General features: G+C 44.0%; 22 protein-coding genes. 4 read left to right on the top strand and 18 right to left on the bottom strand.

Going from position 1 to position 24,716, the window contains the following annotated elements; genetic code table 11:
• Positions 1–2 precede the first annotated feature (2 nt).
• From MTN95_RS13705 to MTN95_RS13690, 4 genes are read right to left on the bottom strand one after another with little or no spacing between them, the layout of a single operon-like run.
• Positions 3–362, bottom strand: coding sequence for a phage holin family protein (locus MTN95_RS13705; RefSeq protein ID WP_010332033.1), 360 nt, complete (start codon positions 360–362; stop codon positions 3–5).
• A 1-nt stretch (position 363) separates the two neighbouring features.
• A complete protein-coding gene (locus MTN95_RS13700) occupies positions 364–561 on the bottom strand; it encodes a PspC domain-containing protein (protein ID WP_024122997.1) in 198 nt (65 codons plus the stop codon).
• Between the two features lie 4 nt (positions 562–565).
• Positions 566–1,663 (bottom strand): DUF4097 family beta strand repeat-containing protein, encoded by a 1,098-nt coding sequence (locus MTN95_RS13695; RefSeq protein WP_248338558.1) that lies wholly within the window; start codon positions 1,661–1,663, stop codon positions 566–568.
• 23 nt (positions 1,664–1,686) lie between these two features.
• Positions 1,687–2,013 carry a hypothetical protein gene (locus MTN95_RS13690; RefSeq protein WP_105990905.1) on the bottom strand — a complete coding sequence of 109 codons (327 nt, stop codon included), beginning with the start codon at positions 2,011–2,013 and terminating at the stop codon, positions 1,687–1,689.
• Between the two features lie 218 nt (positions 2,014–2,231).
• On the opposite strand from MTN95_RS13690, the gene MTN95_RS13685 reads away from it, so the two are divergent.
• Entirely contained in the window at positions 2,232–2,462 is a 231-nt protein-coding gene (locus MTN95_RS13685; RefSeq protein WP_024123000.1) for a hypothetical protein, read from the top strand.
• 43 nt (positions 2,463–2,505) lie between these two features.
• Here the strand turns inward: MTN95_RS13685 and uvrA are convergent, their stop codons facing one another.
• From uvrA to MTN95_RS13670, 3 genes are all read right to left on the bottom strand, one after another.
• A complete protein-coding gene (gene uvrA / locus MTN95_RS13680; RefSeq protein ID WP_248338556.1) occupies positions 2,506–5,379 on the bottom strand; it encodes an excinuclease ABC subunit UvrA in 2,874 nt (957 codons plus the stop codon).
• Between the two features lie 7 nt (positions 5,380–5,386).
• Entirely contained in the window at positions 5,387–7,372 is a 1,986-nt protein-coding gene (gene uvrB / locus MTN95_RS13675; protein WP_010332039.1) for an excinuclease ABC subunit UvrB, read from the bottom strand.
• 182 nt (positions 7,373–7,554) lie between these two features.
• Complete coding sequence (locus MTN95_RS13670) at positions 7,555–7,785, bottom strand: CsbA family protein (RefSeq protein ID WP_003228053.1); 231 nt, start codon at positions 7,783–7,785, stop codon at positions 7,555–7,557.
• 562 nt (positions 7,786–8,347) lie between these two features.
• On the opposite strand from MTN95_RS13670, the gene MTN95_RS13665 reads away from it, so the two are divergent.
• From MTN95_RS13665 to MTN95_RS13655, 3 genes are all read left to right on the top strand, one after another.
• Entirely contained in the window at positions 8,348–10,843 is a 2,496-nt protein-coding gene (locus MTN95_RS13665) for a PEP/pyruvate-binding domain-containing protein (RefSeq protein WP_248338554.1), read from the top strand.
• A gap of 76 nt (positions 10,844–10,919) precedes the next feature.
• Positions 10,920–11,489, top strand: a complete 570-nt coding sequence (locus MTN95_RS13660) for a TetR/AcrR family transcriptional regulator (protein ID WP_024123004.1) — start codon at positions 10,920–10,922, stop codon at positions 11,487–11,489.
• Between the two features lie 29 nt (positions 11,490–11,518).
• Positions 11,519–12,853, top strand: a complete 1,335-nt coding sequence (locus MTN95_RS13655) for an MFS transporter (protein ID WP_248338552.1) — start codon at positions 11,519–11,521, stop codon at positions 12,851–12,853.
• Positions 12,854–12,901: 48 nt separating this feature from the next.
• Here MTN95_RS13655 and minJ read toward each other — a convergent pair whose 3' ends face one another.
• The 11 genes from minJ to MTN95_RS13600 form a co-directional block, all read right to left on the bottom strand.
• Positions 12,902–14,098: a cell division topological determinant MinJ gene (minJ, locus tag MTN95_RS13650; RefSeq protein ID WP_227598890.1), complete on the bottom strand. Its 1,197-nt coding sequence runs from the start codon at positions 14,096–14,098 to the stop codon at positions 12,902–12,904.
• Between the two features lie 78 nt (positions 14,099–14,176).
• Positions 14,177–14,530, bottom strand: coding sequence for a swarming motility protein SwrAA (gene swrA / locus MTN95_RS13645; protein WP_015251121.1), 354 nt, complete (start codon positions 14,528–14,530; stop codon positions 14,177–14,179).
• Positions 14,531–14,914: 384 nt separating this feature from the next.
• Complete coding sequence (gene ctpB, locus MTN95_RS13640; protein WP_248338550.1) at positions 14,915–16,357, bottom strand: carboxy-terminal processing protease CtpB; 1,443 nt, start codon at positions 16,355–16,357, stop codon at positions 14,915–14,917.
• Between the two features lie 142 nt (positions 16,358–16,499).
• Positions 16,500–17,390 carry a permease-like cell division protein FtsX gene (ftsX, locus tag MTN95_RS13635; protein ID WP_024123007.1) on the bottom strand — a complete coding sequence of 297 codons (891 nt, stop codon included), beginning with the start codon at positions 17,388–17,390 and terminating at the stop codon, positions 16,500–16,502.
• Positions 17,383–18,069, bottom strand: a complete 687-nt coding sequence (ftsE, locus tag MTN95_RS13630) for a cell division ATP-binding protein FtsE (protein ID WP_010332047.1) — start codon at positions 18,067–18,069, stop codon at positions 17,383–17,385. Before ftsE ends, ftsX begins: the two co-directional genes overlap by 8 nt.
• 232 nt (positions 18,070–18,301) lie before the next feature.
• Complete coding sequence (cccB, locus tag MTN95_RS13625; protein WP_105954009.1) at positions 18,302–18,640, bottom strand: cytochrome c551; 339 nt, start codon at positions 18,638–18,640, stop codon at positions 18,302–18,304.
• Between the two features lie 48 nt (positions 18,641–18,688).
• Positions 18,689–19,534, bottom strand: a complete 846-nt coding sequence (locus MTN95_RS13620; protein ID WP_024123009.1) for a YitT family protein — start codon at positions 19,532–19,534, stop codon at positions 18,689–18,691.
• 171 nt (positions 19,535–19,705) lie between these two features.
• A protein-coding gene (gene prfB / locus MTN95_RS13615) for a peptide chain release factor 2 (RefSeq protein ID WP_099043490.1) occupies positions 19,706–20,807 on the bottom strand; the annotation gives its coding sequence in 2 pieces (ribosomal slippage) (positions 19,706–20,734 and positions 20,736–20,807; 1,101 coding nt in all).
• 68 nt (positions 20,808–20,875) lie between these two features.
• Positions 20,876–23,401: a preprotein translocase subunit SecA gene (secA, locus tag MTN95_RS13610; RefSeq protein ID WP_248338548.1), complete on the bottom strand. Its 2,526-nt coding sequence runs from the start codon at positions 23,399–23,401 to the stop codon at positions 20,876–20,878.
• 168 nt (positions 23,402–23,569) lie between these two features.
• Positions 23,570–24,139, bottom strand: coding sequence for a ribosome hibernation promotion factor (hpf, locus tag MTN95_RS13605; RefSeq protein ID WP_044159437.1), 570 nt, complete (start codon positions 24,137–24,139; stop codon positions 23,570–23,572).
• Between the two features lie 191 nt (positions 24,140–24,330).
• The gene (locus tag MTN95_RS13600; protein ID WP_024123013.1) at positions 24,331–24,708 is read right to left on the bottom strand and encodes a DUF8042 domain-containing protein; all 378 of its coding nucleotides are present in this window, start codon (positions 24,706–24,708) and stop codon (positions 24,331–24,333) included.
• Between the last annotated feature and the right edge of the window lie 8 nt (positions 24,709–24,716).

The following is a 24,716-nucleotide window of genomic DNA, read 5'->3' as shown; positions in this document are numbered from 1 at the left end:
TTTTATTTTTTTCGAAGCGGTTCTAAAATGCCTTTTTGAATCAGCAAATGGAACACCGACAGGACAACAGATGCCAAGATGGCTGATCCGAAGCCGTCAATTTGAAAACTGTCACCCATAATGGACGCTGTCATCATCAAGGTGATGGCATTAATCACAAACAAAAAGAGACCCAGCGTCACAACTGTGACAGGCAGCGTAAAGATAATCAAGAGCGGTTTAATCAGCACGTTTAAGATTGATAAAATGAGGCTGGCAATAATCGCTGCCCCGATGCTGCTGATATGAATGGAATCAATGTAACCGTCAATGACGATTAATAATAAAGCATTTACTAAAATGCTGACTGCCCATTTGACCATGTTACTTCATATCCCTTTCTGACGGAACAATAAAAATCCAAATGATATATATGAGCAGAACAGGAATAACGCTTGTCATAACGGCTAAAATGACGGTTATCACTCTGAGGAGTGACGCATCCCAGTTGAAATACTCCGCCAGGCCGCCGATGACGCCGGCCATTTTCCTGTTTTTTTCTGAACGATATAATCTATTCATTCGATCACCTCTGTGTATACTTTAATTTGATGGCGCCAGTTAATGATTCGGAGAAAACGGCGATGTTTTGATCATGTGCTTGATTAGAAGTGAACATCATTTCTTTTTGAATGGTATCATTTTTTTCTTTCAGCATGTCAACATCTATTAATTCGTGGGACAGCGAGCCGAGATTGCTTTTCAGCTCAGCCTTCACCGCAAGATCATCCGGAATCGACAGCTCCACATTTCCAGTCGTCGTTTTTGTGTAAATCGAGCGGCAGTCTGATTCTGTTACAGTAATCGCGATATTTCCGTTAAAGCTTTGAACATCAATGGATTCGCTTTTTCCGCGCAGATCAATCAGCCCGTTAATGGTTTCCGCTTCTATTGTGCCGCAATTGTGATTGGCTAGCTTAATTTGGCCGTTCGCCGTTTCTGCCGAAGCTTTTTCAGCCGTCAAATTCGAGAACGACAGCACGCCATTAGTCGTTTTCGCCGAGAACTCTTTTACATGTAAATGTTCCCCTCTGATCGGTCCGTTAAACAGCTTCACCCGAATCTTATCATACTCCTTCTGAGGAATATACAATGTGACATTGGTTTTCATCGTTTTCTTTTCTGTACGGATAAAAAACTTGTTTCCTTTGATTTCACATTCAATATGCTGAAGAAAAGCGTCCCTTGCTGCTTCTTGGCTGTCAGTGCGATATACCTTCGCCTGGCATTCCGCTCTGATATCCTCGTCTTCCCACGGAACAATATTTACGCTGCCGTTTGCGATCTGGAGCTCTACACTGGAAAAATCAGTATCCTTAAATTGAAAAATATGCTGTACGTCAAACGAGTGCCCGAAGTTTAAATCAAGATCAACTTCTTTAACCTTTTTCACAGCAGAGTCAATCCAATCGAACAGCTTCGCCCCTAATGACGGCTTGTTGCCATCTTTTTTGGCCGCTGTGAATGGCTCATCCTCTTCATGAACGTTAACTGACAGAGCCGTGATTTTTTCTTCTTTTTCCTTATAGTCGCTGTCGAGCTTTTCAATCAGCGTCAGTGCTTCCTGTGCCGTCAGTTTTCCTTCCTCCACAAGCTTGAGGATTCGTTCCTTTTCCTGCTTCATTCGATCTCCTCCCTATGATCTACTTATGCTGCACGCAGCACCTTAATGCCCTGAATGACGTTCCAAATCATAATGCCGATCACAATTAAGAAATATACGATTGCGCCGCCAATCATCACAAATACAGGCATCACACTGTCCCCATCTATGGCAATAGCCCCGCCAAGAAAAGCGATAAATAAGACCAGCCAGCCGGCAAAAGGAACAATGTGAGAAAGCAGAGAACGTATCGCGTGACGTTTTGTCTCTTTCTCATCAACAACAAAATAAGCGACAATCGGCACAATGACCGGCGCGATAAAGACGCTGAAATAACAAAGTGATGCAATTATGGCTTGATTACGGTTCAATTTATTCAACTCCCATCGTTAATCATCCGTGATTATAAGTCAGGACGTTTTACTCAGATAGATATACGTATAAAACCTCCAGAGGTTTCAAAATCATCCTTTAGACATGCTTCCATTTACGGAAATTGGATTTTAAAAAGTTTTAGAAGTAGAATCTTTCATCCGTACCGATTACAATATGTAAAAAGCTTACGGCAATCAAGGAGGCTGGACAAGCAATGGAGAAAGATCCCAGTGACTATACAGTAACACAAGAATCCGTTTTAAAACTGATTCATGAACAAAAAAGAATGAACCGTGAAATGTTAGCCGAGCTTGAACAGATTCACGGGCCTCTTCCCATCTCTCATGACATTCAATATATAAAAGTTCTCCTGGACAGCAGCAGCACTCATATTGTTCAAGATTTAATGAATGTGAGCCGGCAGCTGTATAAGAAGACGTTTTAATAAATACTGCAAAGAAAAGTGAAAACCCTCTGAAAAGAGGGTTTTAAGATGTTGCAGTTTCTTTCGCTTCCAAGAGTGACTTCATGCGTTTTTTGTCACGCTCCATAACAGGCTTCAAATAACGCCCTGTATACGACTCTTCGACTTCAGTGATTTCCTCCGGTGTTCCCGATGCGACAATGGTGCCGCCTCCGGCTCCGCCTTCGGGCCCCAGATCAACAATATAATCAGCCGTCTTGATGATATCAAGATTATGCTCAATGACAAGCACTGTATCCCCATTATCAACCAACCGCTGAAGCACGACAAGAAGTCTGGCGATATCGTCGACGTGCAGACCTGTTGTCGGTTCATCTAAAATGTACAGCGTGCGCCCGGTTGAGCGTTTGTGCAGTTCAGATGCAAGTTTTACCCGCTGCGCTTCACCGCCCGACAAAGTAGTCGCCGGCTGGCCGAGCGTAATATAACCTAGACCAACATCGTGCAGGGTTTGAAGCTTGCGCTTAATTTTCGGGATATTTTCAAAGAAAGAAAGAGCATCTTCGACCGTCATATCAAGCACATCAGAAATACTTTTTCCTTTGTACGTCACTTCAAGCGTTTCCCGGTTGTAGCGTTTGCCGTGGCACACTTCACATGGCACGTATACGTCAGGAAGAAAGTGCATTTCAATTTTTATAATCCCGTCACCGCGGCAGGCTTCACATCGGCCGCCCTTCACGTTAAAACTGAAACGGCCTTTTTTATAGCCGCGGACTTTCGCTTCATTTGTCTGTGCGAACACATCGCGAATATCATCAAAAACACCGGTATATGTCGCAGGATTTGACCGCGGCGTTCTTCCGATCGGCGCCTGATCAATATCAATGACTTTGTCTAAATGTTCGAGGCCTTTGATTTCTTTATGGCTGCCTGGCTTCGCTTTTGCTTTATGAAGCTTTTGCGCTAATGCCTTGTGAAGTATTTCATTGACGAGGGTACTTTTCCCCGATCCTGATACACCCGTAACCGCTGTAAACGTCCCTAGCGGAAACTTGGCATTTGCCTTTTTCAGATTGTTTTCTGAAGCGCCTTTAATCTCGATATAGCGGCCGTCCGGTTTTCTTCTTTCGGGAGGCAGCGGGATAAATTTCTTCCCTGATAAGTAACTGCCTGTTAACGAATCTTGATCTGCCATGACTTCTTCCGGAGTTCCCGCGGAAATAACTTGTCCTCCGTGGATGCCCGCACCCGGTCCGATATCAATTAAGTAATCGGCTGCCATCATCGTATCCTCATCATGTTCTACGACGATCAGTGTGTTCCCCAGGTCTCTCATGTTTTTCAGCGCGCTGATTAAACGGTCGTTATCACGCTGGTGCAGACCAATTGATGGCTCATCTAAAATATAAAGCACACCGGATAACCGCGAACCGATTTGAGTGGCCAGCCTGATCCGCTGCGCCTCTCCCCCGGACAATGTTCCCGCTGCCCGGCTCAGTGTCAGATAATCAAGTCCGACTTTATCCAGAAAGCTTAAACGCTCCACAATTTCCCGCAAAATCAGATCGGCAATCTTCATATCCTTTTCAGAAAGCGTAAGGCCTTTGAAGAAATCAAGGGCATTTCCGACAGACAGCTCGGTAATTTTTCCGATGTGACGTCCATCGACCAGTACCGCAAGCGCCTCTTTCTTTAACCGATACCCTTTACAAGTCGGGCAAGCCTTTTGGGACATATATTGCTCCATCTGCTCACGGATGAAATCCGAGCCTGTCTCCTTATAGCGTCTTTCAATGTTGCGCAATACGCCTTCAAATTGGATTTCACCTTCGCGTATTTGCCCGAAATCATTTTCGTAACGGAAATAAATCAGGTCATCTCCGCTTCCATAAAGGACTTTATCCAGCTGATGCTTCGGCAGATCCTTTACCGGCACATCCATATCAATACCGTAATGGGTGCAGACCGCTTCAAGAAGCTGCGGATAATATTGTGAGCTGATCGGCGTCCAAGGGGTAATTGCATTCTCTTTCAATGACAAATCTTGATTGGGAATGACAAGATCTGCATCAACTTCGAGCTTCATACCGAGACCGTCACACGTTGGACACGCTCCGAATGGGCTGTTGAATGAAAAAAGCCGCGGCTCAAGTTCACCGATTGAAAATCCGCAATGCGGACAGGCATGATGCTCACTGAATATCAGCTCTTCCTCACCGATCACATCAATCATGACACGCCCTTCACCTAATCGAAGCGCTGTCTCCAATGAATCCGACAGACGGGCTGCTACGCCTTCTTTTACCACAATCCGGTCAATGACAACCTCGATTGAATGCTTCTTATTCTTTTCTAATTCGATCTCATCAGAAAGCTCGGCCATCTCGCCGTCAATTCTGACTCTGACATAGCCTTGTTTTCTGATCTGCTCCAGCACCTTTACATGAGCGCCTTTTCTGCCGGACACAATCGGCGCCAGCACCTGAAGCTTCGTCCGCTCCGGATATTCCAAAATCCTGTCCACCATCTGCTCAATGGTCTGTGACGTGATTTCGATTCCGTGCTCCGGGCAATGCGGCTTTCCTACTCTCGCATACAAAAGACGCAGATAATCATAAATTTCCGTTACCGTACCGACAGTAGATCTCGGGTTTCGACTCGTTGTTTTCTGGTCAATGCTGATGGCAGGAGAAAGCCCTTCAATCGCATCGACATCAGGCTTATCCATTTGCCCTAAAAACTGGCGGGCATAGGCGGATAACGACTCAACATAGCGTCTCTGCCCTTCTGCATATATGGTATCAAAGGCAAGGGAGGATTTCCCTGACCCAGACAGTCCTGTAACAACGACAAGCTGATCTCTCGGAATGGTCACATCAATATTTTTCAGGTTGTGCGCCCTTGCTCCCTTCACCTCAATCCGATCCATAGCCATTCTTTCATCATCCTTCCGCTTTTAACTCTAAAAGTAAATCGCGAAGCTCCGCGGCTCTTTCAAAATCAAGCGCCTTGGCGGCTTCCTTCATTTCGTGCTCCATTTGTTCGACGACTTTTTGACGCTCTTTCTTCGTCATTTTCGACAGCTTCGGCGCAGCTTTTGTTTTATACTCCGCTTTGTCCTCAGCAGCCACAGTCGCACGAATCACGTCACGAATTTCTTTATTAATCGTTTGCGGCGTAATGCCGTGCTCTTCGTTAAACCGCTCCTGCTGCTCGCGCCGGCGTTTCGTTTCATTAATTGCAATTTCCATAGACTTCGTCATTTTATCGGCGTACATGATGACACGGCCTTCCGCGTTCCTCGCCGCCCGTCCGATCGTCTGAATAAGCGAACGCTCCGAACGCAGGAAGCCTTCCTTATCCGCATCCAAAATCGCAACCAAGGATACTTCCGGAATATCAAGCCCCTCTCTCAGGAGGTTGATGCCAATGAGCACATCATGCTTGCCGAGACGCAAATCACGAATAATTTCGATCCGTTCAAGCGTCTTAATTTCTGAATGCAGATAATTAACCTTGATGCCGATTTCTTTTAAATAATCGGTTAGGTCCTCTGACATCTTCTTCGTCAAAGTCGTTACAAGCACCCGTTCATTCCGTTCAACTCTCGCGTGAATTTCACCGATTAAATCATCAATCTGGCCTTCAATCGGCCGCACGTCAATAAGCGGGTCAAGAAGCCCTGTCGGACGGATGATCTGCTCTATCATTTCATCGGTATGCTCAATCTCATATGGTCCTGGTGTTGCTGACACATAGACGATATTGTGCATATGCTTTTCAAATTCTTCAAAACGGAGCGGGCGGTTATCAAGCGCTGACGGTAGACGGAATCCGTGATCCACAAGCACCTGCTTTCTCGCCTGGTCTCCATTAAACATGCCGCGCACCTGAGGAATCGTCACGTGCGACTCGTCCACGACAATCATAAAATCGTCAGGAAAATAATCGAGAAGCGTATACGGCGTTGAACCCGGCGGGCGAAGCGTCAAATGTCTTGAGTAGTTCTCAATGCCGGAGCAGAAGCCCATTTCCCGCATCATTTCAAGATCATATCTCGTCCGCTGCTCTAAGCGCTGCGCTTCCAGAAGCTTGCCGTTTTCATGCATGACCTTCAGCTGCTCCTCAAGCTCCTTCTCGATATTTTGAATCGCTTTTTCCATTTTTTCGGCCCGCGTAACGAAGTGGGATGCCGGGAAAATCGCAATATGTTCACGATCGCCTAAAATTTCTCCGGTCAGGGCATCCACTTCCCTGATCCGTTCAATTTCATCTCCGAAAAACTCGACTCTTACACAGTGTTCATCACGGGATGCCGGGAAAATTTCCACTACATCTCCGCGCACACGAAACGTACCGCGCTGAAAATCAATGTCGTTGCGGGCATATTGAATGTCAACAAGCTTTCTAAGCAGCTCGTTGCGCTCAATTTCCATTTCAGGACGCAATGACACAACCATTTCACGGTATTCTTCAGGCGAACCGAGACCGTAAATACAAGACACACTTGCAATGATAATCACATCTCTCCGTTCAAACAGAGACGATGTAGCGGAGTGTCTGAGTTTATCAATTTCATCATTAATGCTGGCATCTTTCTCTATAAATGTATCCGTTTGAGGCACATACGCCTCCGGCTGATAATAATCATAGTAGCTGACAAAATACTCGACAGCGTTGTTCGGAAAAAATTCCTTAAACTCGCTGTAAAGCTGTCCGGCAAGTGTTTTGTTATGGGCAATGACGAGTGTCGGCTTATTGACTTCTTTAATCAAATTGGACACCGTAAATGTTTTGCCCGTTCCTGTTGCACCCAGCAGAGTCTGATGCTTCTTGCCCTCCTGAATGCCTTTGACAAGCTTTTCAATGGCTTTCGGCTGATCTCCCTGGGGCTGGTATTTTGAGACTAACTCAAAGCGATCTTTCACAAATAAGCCTCCGTTTCTTTAACGAAATCTTCCTATAGATATAGTAACACAATGGAAAGCAAAATCACCAAAAATACGAACTAAAGTTCGGTGGTTTTTTATTTCCAGCTATTTTCATGTATAAAAAACCTGCTTTTAAAACGTAAAAGCAGGAATTCATCTTTATATTCATTATGTCCGGTTTATTCTTCTTTTTTCTCAGCAGCTTTTTTGGCCATGTAAAGTCCGCCGGCCACAAGAGAGACAACATCTAATCCTACAATAAAATACGTTTCTGTATAGCCTTTTAAATAAGAAGCAAACAGCAATGCAGCTGTAAGAGCGATCGCCACGTAATGGTTAAAGGTCACTCTCGTAAATAGGACGACAAGCATAAAAGGGAAAAATAATGCAAAAACGGCTTTTGTAATCACAAAAACCCTCCTCAGGGATTCTTCATCTGATTTGATTATAGTAAAAAATGAAGAATCGGACAATCGTGCAATGGTTCCCTCTTTCTACACCATACCCTTTTTCAGCTCAATTCAATCATGGTTTCTGCCGCAAAACTCTTCTCTTAAACAAGCAATGATAATTTTACGTATTCGGTTCAAAAGCAAAAGGGACGGTATCAAATATAAAGAGAAATTGATTTTAGTGCGGCTGAATGAGAGCTGAAACTGTACTGATTGTCAAATCAACAGGAAGATAGGTATTAAGTCTCGTTTAATGAAGGAAGCTTGGCCAACAGTGATTTGAAAGCTCAGTGAAACGATTTGCGAATACGAAAAAATAAGCAAACAGACCCGCTTCAGTTTTATTTTTCATGATCATCTAACTAACTTAAATATTCATTTTATTTAGGGCTTTTTGCGTTTGACAGCATTTTCCTTTAAACCTACAATTGAGTGATAGTGTTCACTATCATTTTTTGAACATTGGCTCCCAAAAATAAAAGATAGAGAGAAAAATACTAAGGAAAGTGGGGTTTTAAACATGTACTCTGTGTTATTTCGCCAAGCTGAAGAATCCAGTCAGCTGGCTGGAGCAAAAGGCATGAATCTGATTAAACTGACCAAACACGGACTTCCTGTTCCAGATGGGTTTATCATTCAAACGAACGCTCTCGCCCGTTTTATGGAGGATAATCAGCTTCATGATTCAAGCGAAAATATCGAAAATGCCATTATTGCCGGAGCATTTTCAGATGAGCTAAAGAATGAGCTGACGAGCTCCTTTTACGAGCTGAGAGAATCATATCGTTCCGTGGCCGTCCGCTCTTCATCAGCCTCAGAAGATTTAGAGGGCGCTTCATTCGCCGGTCAATATGAAACCTATTTAAATATAAAAACAGAAGAGGAATTTCTGGCTAAGGTGAAAGAATGCTGGGCCTCCTTTTTCTCAGGCAGGGTCAGCCGCTATAAGAAGAAAATGAACAATCAAATCGCAGAGCCGTTAATGGGTGTTGTGGTGCAGGGCCTGATCAATTCAGAAATATCGGGTGTGATTTTCAGCCAAAATCCCGTTACCCATGATGATAGAGAGTTATTAATCAGCGCCAGCTACGGCCTGGGAGAAGCGGTCGTATCAGGAAGCGTCACTCCTGACACGTATATCGTTCATAAAGCTTCATTTGAGATTCAGAAAGAAATGGGTTTAAAAGAGATCTACATGGAGTCCGCAGCAGAAGGCATTGCCGAAAAAGAAACGAGCGAAGACATGCGCAGCCGTTTTTGCCTTACAGATGAACAGATAATTGAGCTGACTGAAATCACAAAAAAAACCGAAGCCCTATACGGATATCCTGTTGATTTAGAATTCGGGATCGCCGATCATAAACTGTACCTTCTGCAGGCACGGCCAATTACCACCATTGAACAGGATAAAAAAGCAGCTGAGGAAGAACGGAACTTCATGATTACCGGCGAGGATATGGATGATTTTTGGCTCAATATGGAGTCCAACATCGAAGGCCCGGTCAGTCCGCTATTTTCATCTTTTATTGTGCCCGCACTTGAATACGGCTTAAAGAAAAGTATGCAGCAGTTCCCGATCGGTGTCATCGTCGATGAAGTAAAAGTTTACCGGGGACATATTTATTCAAAAAATCAAGGCGGACAACAACAGCCTCCTGAGGACAGTGCCGAAGAGCTTTTTCCGATATTGGCCGAGCGCATGTACGACATCATTCATAATACGTACCTTCCGTTTTACCGGACATTGGACCAACTCGCACAAACGGAACACACTCCGGAAAGTGCGCTGGATGCCTTTAAAAAACTGAAGGCCTTTTATCTCACGGCCTATGAGGAACACTTCAATATCGTTTTCCCGCAAATTCTGTTGACGAACAAACTGCAAGCAATGTATCAAAACATTCAGGGTGAAGCTGAAAACTCACATTTTTATGAAATGCTGACAGGAGTCATGAACAAATCGCTGGAAACAGACCGACGCCTATGGCAATTCTCCGTTGAAGTGCGAGAAAATCCGAGTCTGACAGCCATTTTTGAGCATACCGAGCCGCAACAGCTGCAGAAGAAATTAGAACAAATCGACGAGGGCAGACGTTTCCTGCCAAAAGTCAATGAATTTTTACAGGAATACGGATGGCGATCTGTAAAAAGCCACGATCTGATTGAACAGACTTGGGCAGAGAATCCATATTACGCATTGACTCATATCCAAAACTACGTCCGCAATGGCTATCATTTTGACAACGAATTTAAGAAGACCATTGAAAAACGTGAGAAGTTGTACAATGAATTCTTGCAAAGCATTGAGGATCCCGCTTTGCAGAAAGAATTTGAACGTTATTATCAATGGACGCTGAATTCGTCCAATATTAAGGATGATCATCATTTTTACATTGATGCTATGCTGGATGCCAAGGCGAGGGTCTTTTTGCTGAAGGTAGGAGAATTGCTGGCAAAAAGCGGTGTGATCCGAGATCGAGAAGACCTTTGGTTCTTATATGATGACGAGGTGGAAAACGCGCTCCTTCATCCCGTATCCCTTCAAGAGAAGGCTGAAAAACGGAGACAAATTTTTCATGAGTATGAGCTGGCACAGGCGCCTGCTTATCTCGGTACACCGACAAAAGCGCAGCTGAAAGCGGCTGAAGAAATTGTCGGTGCTGTCATAGAAGATGAAAAAAACACGGAGAATGATATTTTCGGAATTGCAGCATCAAGCGGTATCGCAACAGGGCCGGTTAAATTGATTCGGGATGCCAGTGAGTTTTCTCGATTCGCGCCTGGAGACATCCTGGTTTGCAAAATGACGACACCGCTATGGACCAGCCTGTTTCAAGATGCCAAAGCCATTATTACAGACACAGGAGGAATCTTGTCTCACGCAGCGATAATCGCACGGGAATACGGCATTCCCGCTGTTCTCGGCACACGTGCAGCGACAGAAAGGCTTCGAGATGGAGACCTCGTCACGGTAGACGGAAACAGCGGCAAAATCACAGTTGTCAGCCGGTCCTGATGCGCCCACCCTCTTTATTATACAAGCGGGGCAGGTGTATACTTGTCCTGCCAGTATATTCGTGAGGTGAAACGTATTGAGACCGACAAACCGCAGAATCCTTGACGCTGCCATGCAGCTGCTCGTCAAAAAAGGATATCGTGCAACGACGACAAAAGAAATTGCAGAAAAAGCAAATGTAAGTGAAGCGACGATTTTCAGGAATTTTAAAAACAAACAGGGGCTTGTCGAGGCTCTGCTTTCTCAGCATTCTGCAAATCGAAATCGCATCTTTGAGCAAACAGAGGGTGATTTGTATAAAGATCTGCTGCATATCGGAACCTGTCTGCTGGAAGAGCTTGAACAAAGAAAAGATATAATTAAAATCAGCTTTCGTGAACCGGCCATGTTTCAGGATGTCATCAACCATGTGACTGAATATCCCCAATCAATGAAACAGCTTTTAGTTGATTATCTCACAAGCATGGGTGAGAAAGGGGCTATCCAGACAGGAGATGAATCGGAACATGCCGATGTCTTTATTTCGATGATTTTCGGTTACTTTGTACACCGTCTTCATTTAGGAGACAGAGTGATTACAATGCCCCAGGAAAAAATGCTGGAGCATAGTACAGCTGTATTCGTCAAAGGAATTACTGCCCGTTAGCTCCTTGGCAAAACAAAAGGAGGATCCCAATGAGCTCAAAAAAAGAATGGGCGCTGATCGTCTCACTTTTATTGGGGGCCATCCTGGTTCCCATTAACTCAACGATGATCGCAGTCGCGCTTTCATCTATATCACATACGTATAACGAATCCATCGCAAGCATCACTTGGGTGGTTACCGTTTATTTAATCGTCATGGCCGTCACACAGCCAATAGCCGGAAAACTCGGTGACATGTACGGCAACAAAACCATGTATTTATGGGGCGTCGGCCTGTTTCTGATTGCTTCATTAGGCTGCGCTCTATCGCCGAGCCTGTTTTTGTTAATTGTATTTCGGGCTTTGCAGGCTGTCGGTGGGGCACTGCTCACGCCAAACAGCATTGCCATTATCCGGCACGTTGTATCAGAGAAACGCCTTCCGAAAGTGTTTGGCTATTTCGGGCTCGGCGCGGGTCTGGGCGCCGCTCTCGGGCCGTTTATCGGCTCTCTTTTGATTGACAGCTTCAGCTGGCATTCGATTTTTTGGGTCAACATCCCGTTTCTCGCTATTGCTTTATTTACAGCATTGACCATGTTTCCTCAATATAAAGAAAACAAATCAGAGGCGCCGCTGGATATCATCGGCTCTCTCTTGCTGGCAGGCAGCATCGTTTCGATTATCCTGCTGACGAAAAATGAGTCTTCATGGGGATATGCATTATACAGCATATTGATACTGCTTTTTGTCCTGCTTTTTTTCAGACGGGAAAAACGCACACAGCATCCAATCATTGATTTTGCGCTATTTAAAAGCTCAACCTTTACAAATGCCAATCTATCCGTCTTGTTAAGCAATCTAATGATGTATGCCGTCTTATTGATTATGCCGTTATTCATGACAAACCAGTTTGAGCTTAATACGTCTAACAGCGGCATGGCGCTCTCCGTCTTTTCGATATTTATGTCGGCGAGCAATTGGGCAGGCGCTCAGCTCCATCATAAATGGGGTGCGAAAAAAATCATATTTCTCTCATTTGCGATGATGGCCGGAGCTAATTTGTTATTTTTGCTCTTGAGCAGCTCCCATTCCGTTTTCTTCCTGATGATCTCTCTTATTCTCGGAGGGCTTGCATCCGGAGTCGGACTGACCAGCATGCAGGTGTCATCCCTTGCCACAGTAGAGCCCGCGATGTCCGGAGTGGCTTCCGGCATTTTCTCGACCTTCCGTTATTTCGGAAGCATTATTTCGTCAGCCTTAATTGGCCTGATTTCTGGGTATCACACGTTATTTATTATTCTCTTCGCGGTATCCATCATTGGCGTTTTTGTTTCGTTAGGCATCAAATCTGACGAAACAGCACGCATGGAACAAAATTCAGCGTAAAACAAAACAGCCCGGCGCCACACAAAATATGTGGTGCCGGGCTGTTTTTTATGATCCAGGTAAAGCGGCTGCCTCATCTTCACGGTCATCCTTTACGAACAGAATGCCCAATTCATGATGTTCTCCCTCATAAGACGCACGCTGATCAAAGCGAATCTCCCCGTTCAGACCGATAATTTCAAGCTTCACATACGCACGGTTGCGCTGGAGCGCTTCATAAAAATCAGATACGTGCTTAACGGGCACGCCGTTGACTTTCGTAATAATTTCTCCGATTTTTAATTCCAAGTCTTCAGCCGGTGTATTTGGTATAATGCCAAGCACCATTAAGCCTTGATCACGCTTGGAGAAATAAAACGGTGCTGCATTGTCGTTTACCCTTTGCTTCACGGACAGAAAAATACGTCCTAATACAGCCGCACAGACAGCTGCACCCGCAAGCGGCGTCCACAGCAAACTCGCTGCACCGAGAGCGGAGACAATAAGCCCGAGTATACAGACTCGCTTCGCTGTGACTCTTATACTGGTTTCAGGAAGGGAACCCTGCACCCTTTGGCCGAATCCGACAAAGTAGGGTATCCACAGAAAATGGAATGACCCTCCGGGAACAGAAAACACAGGCCACCAGCTGAGGTGTGATTCTAATCCATTGCCAGGTACAAGAATAAACAGCGGCAAAAGCCATATACGGTTTGCAAGCTGCTGACCGATCGGCAAACCGCGGCTGCTGACGACCAATCCCGGTGATGTTTTCACATGGGCAGAACGATATGCAACCGCTCCTTCAGCGATAACCAATAAACCCAAAAACACCGCCAGTGCAGGCCACACGACCGCAAAGCCTTGCGGAAACCGATCCAGAAAAGGTTCAGCCTGATTCACTTGCAGTCCAAAACCTATCAGCATACTCACACTGACGATATATGCAGCAGACATCCAGTTTGCGCGAAGAGTGAGCGCTGCCGCTGCAGTCATAACGGCAATAATTGCAAGCATACCGAGAGGAATAGAAATTCCGAGTACCCCTAAAACAATAGACAAAAGGATACCGGGAATTAACCCTTTTGTATATGTAAATTTCAGTTCATCATAAATGTCTGCTATTCTTGTATGAAAGGTTTTTCGCTCACGCTTGATCCTTACATATCCGAAAGCCAGACTTACAATGACAAAAAACCAGAAAAGCGGGTGCAAAAAGAACAGGCCCGCACTTTTTAACAGTTCAAATCCCCATTGAACAGACACTATCTTTCACCGCCTCAAGCCAAACATGTTACTCATATTCTATCAAATATTAAATGGCTTGGATATCCTCAGGAGGGTTTATCTCTCTTGCGTCATCCAGAGCGTGACATTCGATAGTGAAAAATCCTTTAAATAATGGTTTACATCAACGTCCAATAACCCGCTGATCAGGTGCATCGACCTCTTTATATCTGTCAGATTGATTCCTAATCGTTTATGGTTTTTCATTAAGTAATTAAAATAATGCTTGGCACATTCTTCATTAATGTCATTGACCGATTCAACATTTGTGTAATTCACTAGGTACCTGCTAAACAGCATAAGAAGACTTAGTGCTTTTGTAGCTGAAAATGTTACGTCTTGTGTTCTGTCTTTTAATTGTTCCACTAATTCATAATATTTTTTTTCACGCACAATACTTGCCCTCTTCAATTGTGAACCCCCATTTTCTTTGTACAGATAAGCACGGGCCAGTATAAGCAGCAGTACTGGAGTGCTAACAAGCATTCTCGCTAACGTTTCTCTTTTAAATACCTGTAGTTCAGCTGCCATAAACCTGATTACTGTTCTTTTTAGAACCTTCTTATATTGTATGAAGTAAACAAAGACTAGGCAACTTGCAAAAGTTTCATTTTAAATGCATATTTTCTCGTTAGAAAGTCTCTCTCATATATTGATATCGGGTAATCTCGGTCCTTTATAAATGTTTATTTGTGAAAAATTTTTTAATATCTTGTCAAAAACTCAATTTTTATGTGACTTATGGATTATTCATTCATTAAGCATAAAGAAACAGGAGATGGAACACCATCTCCTTTAATTGACAAATAATGATTTAAGCGCCGTTTGAAGCTGCAAATCATTTTTTTCATCTGATTTTAACATTTCAATTAAATGATTTATTTTCTCCGCGGTGCGATTGTCAATCACACCCGTTTTTGCGAGCTTGTTTTGATCCTGAAAGGCCAAAACCGCTTTTTTCATTTCTTTGCTGAAATAGCCGTCTTCCCGACCCGGATCAAAACTGAGTCCTTTCAGCAAAACCTGTGCATGTTTCACGTCTTCATTGTTCATATCAGCTTTAAGAGGCTCCTTGAGCTGCAATGGACCTGCGGAGAAATAATCAGGCTGCTTCATCGCAATGGTCGGTTTAACACCCTTCTTATGAATCCAGTTCCCGTTTGGCGTCAGCCACTTGTAAAGCGTCAGTTTAATATTGCTGCCGTCTCCCATCGGTATAGCTTGTTGAACAGTTCCCTTTCCGAACGACGTGTCACCTACAACATCATAATGTCCCGCTTCTTTTAATGCGCCTGCAAGAATTTCGGAGGCAGAGGCGCTCCCCTTATCTGTGATGACATTGACAGGGTATGTTTTTTTATGGGTCAATGTTGAAAAATAACGTTTTCTATCTCCATTGCGTTCAGCAATCTGAATGTACGGCTGATCCTTTGTAATGAAATGCTTAAGAATCTCTTCAACACTTTGAAGATATCCTCCCGGGTTTCCTCGAACATCCAGCACGAGGCCTTCAATTCCTTTTTTCTCGAGCTTGCCCAATGCTTTTGCAAAATCCTCCGCAGTATGCTCAGAAAAAGTAGAAATGGCGATATACCCGACAGAATGCCCCTGCACTTTTTTCTCTGAAGCAAACACCGTTTCAAGCGGAATTTCAGCTCTCTTAATGCGGAATGACAATTGCTTCTTCGTCCCGGGCCGCTGAATCTTTATTGACACGCTAGAACCTTTCTTTCCTCTTATTTTTAAGACAGCGTCATTTAAATCCTTGCCCGCCATCGATTCTCCATCAATACTAATGATTTCATCATTCGGCTTCAGCCCGGCTTTTTCCGCAGGAGATTGTTTAAATGGCGACACAATAATGATTTTGCCTTCTTCCACTCCAACCTCAGCCCCGATGCCTTCGAAAGAGGAATCAAGAGAATCAGAAAATTGCTTTGCCGTCTGCTTGTCCATATAGACGGAATAAGGATCGTTTAATGTAGACAGCATCCCTTGAATGGCTCCTTCAAGCAGCTTTTCTCTATCAACCTTTTCTACATATTCATTCGAAATCAATTCATATGCTTTTTCAATTTTATCCATAGCTGCAGCCCGATCAGAGTCAGCTTGAGTCGTTGCAGCAACAGCTGCGGCTTCCGGCTTTTCGGCTTCCAGCAGGTTCATTCCCGCATATACGCCGGCGCCTCCGAACAGCATGCTCCCCGCCGCTATCACAGCGATTATTTTTTGATTCATCCTTTACTCCTCCTGTATGCCAGACTGTCTTTACAAAACCTAGAGATAGTATATGTAAAGGATGGAGATTTCATGTAATCATAGAAGAAAAAGAAGGCAAAAGAAAAAAGCCGCCCCGCAATCGGAATGGCTTTTCTTATGTTTATACCCGCAAAAACTTGCGGATGGAAGTCAGGCTTCCCCATACTCCAATCACTGCGCCGATTGCAATTAATACAAGCGAGACTTGGAATACAAACGGATTATATGGAAGAAGAGAGACAAATGATCCTTGAACCTTCGGAACGACCCATCCGATAACATATTGATAAGTGCTCAATACAAGCGCGATCGGAATGACTGAACCGAATACGCCGAGCAGCAATCCTTCAAGGAAAAACGGCCAGCGGATAAACCAGTTCGTCGCACCAACAAGCTTCATGATTTCAATTTCTTTTCTTCTTGCAAAAATCGTAATTTTAATGGTGTTGGAAATTAAGAACATCGCCGTAAACAATAAGCCGATAATTAACGCGATTCCGATGTTGCGGGAAACGCCGACCACTTTAAACAAACGGCTGACCTCTTCTTTTCCGTAAGTAACTTTATAAACATGATCCATTTTTTCTATCTTTTTCGCGACACTTGGCGTATCATGCGGATCGGTCGTTTTCACGACAAACGCGTCATTCAGCGGGTTTTCCTGATCCTGCATCGTCAGGGATTTTCCGCTGTCTCCAAAACTGTCAACTAACTGGTCAAGCTCTTTTTCTTTAGATGAAAAAGTGACACTTTGAATGCCGTTCAGGTCTTTTATCTCGTTCTGCAGCTTGTCCTGTGCCTTCTTATCTGCAGTCAGATCAACCAATACCTTGATTTCGACTTCTTTTTCAGCATTCGTAGCCATGTTATTCAAATTCAGCATAATCACTAAAAACACGCCGACTAAAATCAGCGTAACGGTTACTGCACTAATGGATGCAAACGTCATCCATGTGTTTCTCCCGAGAGATTTAAAACTCTCACGCAAATGGCGCCCGAGAATTTTAATCATAAGAACCATACTCCCCTCTTGACTCATCACGCACAATGATACCATCTTCGATTGCAATGACACGTTTCTTAATGGTGTTTACGATTTCTTTATTATGTGTCGCCATTACGACTGTTGTTCCGCGGTTATTAATCTCCTCCAGCGTCTTCATGACTTCCCAAGACGTATCCGGATCAAGGTTTCCCGTAGGTTCATCAGCAATGACAACATCAGGGCTGTTCACAATTGATCTGGCTATAGAGACACGCTGCTGTTCCCCGCCTGAAAGCTGGTCAGGGAATTGTCTCGCTTTATGCTTCAGCTGCACCAAATCAAGCACTTCAAGCACCCGTTTTTTAATGACAGACGGCTGTTCTCCAATTACTTCAAGGGCAAAAGCCACATTCTCAAACACAGTAAGTTTCGGAAGAAGCTTGAAGTCCTGGAAGACTACACCTATTTTACGCCGCACGAAAGGAATCTCTTTTTCTTTAACCGATGCGAGATCTTTATGATTGAGTAAAATTTGGCCTTTTGTCGGCTTTTCTTCTCTGTATATCATTTTAATAAAAGTAGATTTACCCGCTCCGCTCGGTCCGACAACATAAACAAACTCTCCGGGATGAATGGTAACTGAAATCCCGTTAAGCGCCTTTACACCGTTCGGATAGGCTTTGTATACTTCTTTCATCTCTATCATGAAATCACCTAATCTTTTATATCATTTTATGTCGCACGGTCATACTCTTCGAAAGCATTCGACAGTTTATGACCCATTCATTTGTAAAAAGATGAAAAATCTGAAATTTTGATTTTGAACACACTTCATTATACGTCAAATTTAGACATAATACTATTACAGTTTCTTTTCATTCATCATGATTTCGGCATAAAAAAATCCTTGCCCGAATCGCGGCAAAGATTTTCTCATCTTACTTTTTCTCTGACAGCCATTTGGCAATTGAAGCGGCTTCCTTATCATCTACAAGCCCCTTCGGCATATTGCCCCGTCCGTTTTTAATAATGCTTTCAATTTTTTCTTCGTCGTATTTGCCCCCAACCTCTTGGAGATTAGGTCCTGACACACCTTCTAAATCCTTGCCGTGGCAGCCTACACAGCTCTGCTGATATAATTCTTCTCCTTCAGACGCAGAGGCTTCTGTTTTGCTGCCGTTGTCTGTCTTCTCTTCTTTTGCATCATTAGAACCGCAGGCAGCCAGCAGGGCAGAAATAGCAAATACAAGCATTAGTATCGATAGTTTTAATTTCATGTTGAGAAGCACAACTCCTTTACGATCTCTTCCACATTATAACCTCGTTTAAGCGCGTTTGAAACCCTCGCCCAGCACCTCGCTTGCATCTGCTACAATCACAAAAGCAGTCTCATCAATCTGTTTGACGATTTGTTTCAATTTCGTGAATTCAGTTTGGCCAACCACGCACATTAAAATCGGTCGTTCATCGTCAGTATATCCGCCGACTGCAGAAATTTTCGTAACGCCTCTGTCAATTTTTTTAAAAACAGCTTCCTTGACGGCCTGTTCCTGTTTTGTAATGATAAGCGCCATTTTAGAGCGGTTGAAGCCGACTTGGACGACATCAATGGTTTTGCTTGATACATACACCCCAAGCATGGCATACAGTCCCTGCTCTATATTAAATACGATCATCGCCGTAACAACAATCAAACCGTCAATGATCGCGAGACACGTCCCTAATGAGAGACCTGTGTACTTATGAATGATTTGAGCCGCTAATGCCGTTCCCCCGGTCGATCCTTTGCCTAAGTACACAATGCCGATTCCAATCCCGATGCCGACGCCGCCAAAAATCGCCGCCAGAAGCTCATGATGTGTAGCAGGCTGAATGTCTCTCGTCAAAAACACAACAAGCGGCAAAAAGACAGAACCCGCGAGTGTCTTGAGTCCAAATTTACCGCCAAGCAAAATGATACCGGCTATAAATAAGGGAATATTAATGATCCACTGCACATAGGCCGCTTCAAAACCATATGACTGTAAAATGGTACTGATCCCGCTGACACCGCCTGCGGCTATTTTGTTAGGAAGCAGAAAGACATTAAAGGACACTGCTGTAATTGCTGCCCCTATCAGTATGTATACATAATCCCTTATAACCCGAAGACTTTTATTCCGTACATCCATCATTACAACCTTCCTCCGTTTCTTCCTATGCTCTCCGATAGCATTTTAATCCTTCCCTGATTAGATGTAAATAACACCCAAACACAGTGGTAATATGCTAAAGCAGCAGTGAAAGCAAGGATATGCAGGCAATAAAAAAACACACCTGTAGACACCAGGTGTGTTTCCTGCTTATGAAAGTTTAGAACGAAGGTATGCGTCAATAAATACGTCAATATCTCCGTCCATTACGGCTTGAACGTTACCCATTTCTGTATTGGTCCGATGGTCTTTTACCATGGAATACGGATGGAATACGTAAGAGCGGATTTGGCTTCCCCAGCCGATCTCTTTTTGCTCACCGCGAATTTCGTCCAGCTCGGCCTGCTGTTCTTCAATTCTGCGCTGATACAGCTTTGCCTTCAGCATTTTCATCGCTCTTTCACGGTTTTTAATTTGTGAACGTTCTGTTTGACATGTCACAACCACGTTTGTCGGCAAGTGGGTAATCCGAACAGCTGAGTCTGTCGTGTTGACGTGCTGTCCGCCTGCTCCGCTTGCACGGTACGTATCAACTTTAATATCCTCCGTACGGATATCAATATCGATCTCATCGTTGAATTCAGGCATAACTTCACAAGATACGAATGAAGTGTGGCGGCGGCCTGATGAGTCAAACGGAGAAATCCGCACGAGACGATGGACGCCTTTTTCCGCCTTGATATATCCATAAGCGTTGTGCCCTTTAATCAGTAATGTGACTGACTTAATTCCGGCTTCATCACCAGGAAGGTAATCGAGCGTTTCCACTTTAAAGCCGCGGCGCTCAGCCCATCTGGTGTACATTCTGAGAAGCATAGAGCCCCAATCCTGTGACTCAGTACCGCCCGCCCCCGGATGCAGCTCCAAAATTGCGTTGTTTTTATCATACGGCTCACTGAGAAGAAGCTGAAGCTCAAACTCATTGAACTCCTTCGTTAATGCCTTTAGCTCTTTTTCAAGCTCAAGCTGAAGATCTTGATCCGGCTCTTCTTTCAGAAGGTCATGAGTCATTTGCAGTTCTTCATGGGATTCATTCAATTTTTTATAGGAATTGACATAATCCTTTAAACCATTTGCTTCATTGATGACCGTTTGAGCTTTCTGCTGATCATTCCAGAATTCCGGATCAGCCATTTGCTCATCTAGCTCAGCAATGCGGGTCTCCTTTGATTCGAGGTCAAAGAGACCCCCTAAAGTCCGCTAAACGAGAAGCCATATTTTCGAGCTCAACTCTGATTTCTGATAATTCCATTCCATTCACCTCATTAAAAGATCCGCGGGCGCTCAAGGCGCCGCGGTCAGCAAACTTGCCCGAACGAACTATTCAGTCCGGCCGCAGCAATTTTTATATTTTTTTCCGCTTCCGCAGTGGCATGGCGCATTTCGGCCGATATCAACCACTTTACGAACCGGCGCTTTCTTTGCTTTTTTGTTTTCATCGCCTTCTTGCGGCTGATGAGCCGTGGTTTGGCCTTGTACAACCTCTTCACGCTCCAGATTATTTTCAATCTCAGCCTTCATCACAAATTTGGCAACCTCGTCCTCGATGGATTCAATCATATGCTCAAACATCGCAAAGCCTTCCAATTGATACTCACGCAGCGGATTTGTTTGCGCGTAAGCACGTAGGTGAATCCCTTGGCGAAGCTGATCCATTGCGTCGATATGATCCATCCATTTTGAATCGACAGCGCGAAGCACGATGACTTTCTCAAATTCGCGCATTTGTTCTTCGCCGAATTTTTCCTCTTTGTCATTATATTTGGTCTTGATGCGATCCATAATGAGCTCAAGCATTTCATCCGGCTCTTTGCCGAAGATGTCGCTCTTTTCAAGCGCGCCTTCGTCAAGGTAAGTCGTGTTAACAAGCTCAACAAGACCGTCAAGCTTCCACTCCTCAGGAAGCTCTTCTCTTGGTGTATAGGCCGCAATTGCCCGCTCGAGAGAAGATTTGATCATATTTTCTACGATTTCACGCAGGTTTTCAGAGTCGATGACTTCGAAACGCTGCTTATAGATAACCTCACGCTGCTGGCGGAGAACATCATCATATTGGAGAAGCTGTTTACGTGAATCGAAGTTATTTCCTTCAACGCGTTTTTGAGATGATTCAACCGCGCGGGATACCATTTTGCTTTGAATCGGAGTGGAGTCATCCATACCAAAGCGGTCAAGCATTGCCATTGTCCGCTCAGCACCAAATCTTCGCATCAATTCATCTTCCATAGAAAGATAAAATTGTGTGATCCCCGGATCACCCTGACGTCCTGAACGTCCTCGCAGCTGATTGTCAATCCGGCGTGATTCATGGCGTTCCGTTCCGACAACGGCTAGTCCGCCAAGCTCTTTTACTCCTTCGCCAAGCTTAATGTCTGTTCCGCGCCCCGCCATGTTTGTCGCAATCGTCACAGCGCCTTTTTGACCGGCCTCTTCAATGATTTGCGCTTCTCGCTCATGGTTTTTGGCGTTTAATACCTGATGCGGGATACCCTTGTTTTTGAGAAGCTTTGAAATCAATTCAGACGTTTCAACCGCAACTGTACCAACAAGAACGGGCTGTCCTGTCATATATCGCTGGGCAACATCTTCTGCAACGGCCTTAAACTTCCCTTCCATTGAACGGTAAATTAAATCAGGACGGTCATCACGAACAACCGGCTGGTTTGTCGGAATCGTCACAACCTGCATGTTGTAGATGTTACGGAATTCCTCTTCCTCTGTTTTAGCCGTACCCGTCATACCGGCCAGCTTTTCATACATCCGGAAGTAGTTTTGGAACGTAATCGTCGCCAAGGTCATGCTCTCATTTTGAATTTCAAGCCCTTCCTTCGCTTCGATCGCCTGGTGAAGCCCTTCGCTGTAGCGGCGGCCTTTCATTAAACGTCCCGTGAAAGAGTCAACGATAACAACCTGACCGTCTTCTACTACGTAATCAACGTCCTTCTGCATGGCAACGTGCGCTTTTAAGGACTGGTTGATATGGTGGTTGAGCGCCACATTTTTCACATCAAACAGGTTGTCGATGCCGAACGCTTTTTCAGCCTTTGTCATTCCTTCTTCTGTGAGCTGTACACCTTTTGTTTTTACATCATACGTATAGTCCTTCTCTACTTTTAACGTGCGTACAAAAGCATTTGCCTGTACGTACAGTTTTGTCGATTTTGCAGCTTGTCCTGAAATGATAAGCGGTGTTCTCGCTTCATCAATCAAAATAGAGTCGACTTCATCAATTACCGCAAAATGAAGCGGACGCTGCACCATTTGCTCTTTATAAAGAACCATGTTGTCGCGCAAATAGTCGAAGCCGAGCTCGTTGTTTGTAGAATAAGTGATGTCAGCCGCATAAGCTTCCCGTTTTTCATCTTTGGACATTGAGTTCAAATTCAGTCCGACAGTTAAGCCGAGAAACTCGAAAATTTTCCCCATTTGCTCTGCGTCACGGCTCGCCAAGTATTCATTGACTGTCACGACGTGCACGCCTTTTCCAGATAAGGCATTTAAATAAACAGGCAGAGTAGACGTTAATGTTTTACCTTCCCCTGTTTTCATCTCCGCGATATTTCCGTCATGAAGAGCCACGCCCCCCATAAGCTGGACTTTAAACGGGAACATGCCGGTTACGCGGCGAGAAGCTTCCCGAACTACTGCGAATGCTTCAACAAGTAGATCATCAGTTGTCGCCCCTTTTTCAAGGCGCTCTTTAAATTCAATTGTTTTATGTTTCAGCGCATCATCTGAGAGATTTTCATAGTCTCCCCGAATCGCATCAATATCGTTAGCTATTTTTTCGTATCTATTCAGCGTACGTTTTGTTGGATCAAACATTTTATTTAAAATTCCAAGCATTTATAACGCTCCTCTATCATCACATGCCTGTTTGACAAGCATGTATAAATAATTTACTAGTCCATGTATACCTCTCATTATCATATCATACCTTCTCTTATTTCCAAAGAATTTGCAAATAAGAAAAAACAAAAACCTTCCGCGAAAATCACGGAAGGCTGCTCTTCATTATTCAGTCGGTTCAATCAGGCCATATTTCCCGTCATTTCTGCGGTACACGACGTTTGTAAGGTTTGTTTCCGCATTTGTGAAAACAAAGAAGTTATGGCCGAGCATATTCATTTGCAAGATCGCTTCTTCATTATCCATCGGCTTTAAATTAAAGCGCTTCTGACGGACGATTTCTAAGCTTTCATCTTCTTCTATTTCGTCCTGAACCGCAATATCTGTATCAGAGCCGAGGCCGTTTGCCACTGAAGATTTCGGAAGACCCTGCTCACGGAATTTGCGGTTTACTTTTGTTTTATGCTTACGGATTTGACGTTCCAGCTTGTTTGTAGCGAGATCAATTGCATTGTACATATCCTCGTTATGCACTTCAGACCGAAGCGCCAGATCTGTCATCGGAATCGTAACCTCAACCTTGGACTCCTTGTCATTGTAAAACTTCAAGTTGACGTTCACATCGGCATTTACACTATGCTCAAAATAACGCTCCAGCTTGCCGATCTTCTTCTCGACATGATCCTTTAACGCGGGTGTCACTTCAATATTTTCTCCTCTGATGTTATAGTTCATCAAAGAACGCCTCCCTTTTATTAAGGATATGTATCTATTTCTCCTTTACCCTTTACAATTCCTGCTGAAACGTAAACCTTTTGTGAAAATTCAGTGAACTTTGTCGAATTATGCCGTTTTATGCTGATGTTCCTATGGTTACGGGAGGTATATGTATATGCTGGCAATAAGAAAAAATACCTTACTCAAAGTCAATTGATCACAAAGGGCTCCATACATCGATGAATGGACAGCATCCATTTCCTATAGTGAATCAGAAAATGTCCTTTTAAATACTCGCAGAATTCATGAGAGGGGAATGAGAAAGAAACCAATTGATCAAATTCTGCAAAAATCTCGTCAAAAGCCTTAACGCATACTTCTGCGCACCGTGTGTTCATCACGAAAAGAAGAGTTGAATGGGTTGAATCCAAATAAAAAAAGGCTTGGATCAGATCTTGGTAGATCCGATCCCCTTCTGTTTTTGATAAATTCTGTTCCGCCTCTATCAAATAGCACAGCCCTTCCTCAATGGTAAAAAGAAGATGATAATAAGCTGATAAAAGCGTATAATCCTCAATGCTCTTCAAGGCACTCA

Origin of the sequence: Bacillus sp. 2CMS4F (assembly GCF_023161785.1) — a bacterium.
Lineage (GTDB): Bacteria > Bacillota > Bacilli > Bacillales > Bacillaceae > Bacillus > Bacillus halotolerans.
Note: the sequence above shows the minus strand (reverse complement) of the source record. Positions and strands in the feature narration are given on the sequence as shown.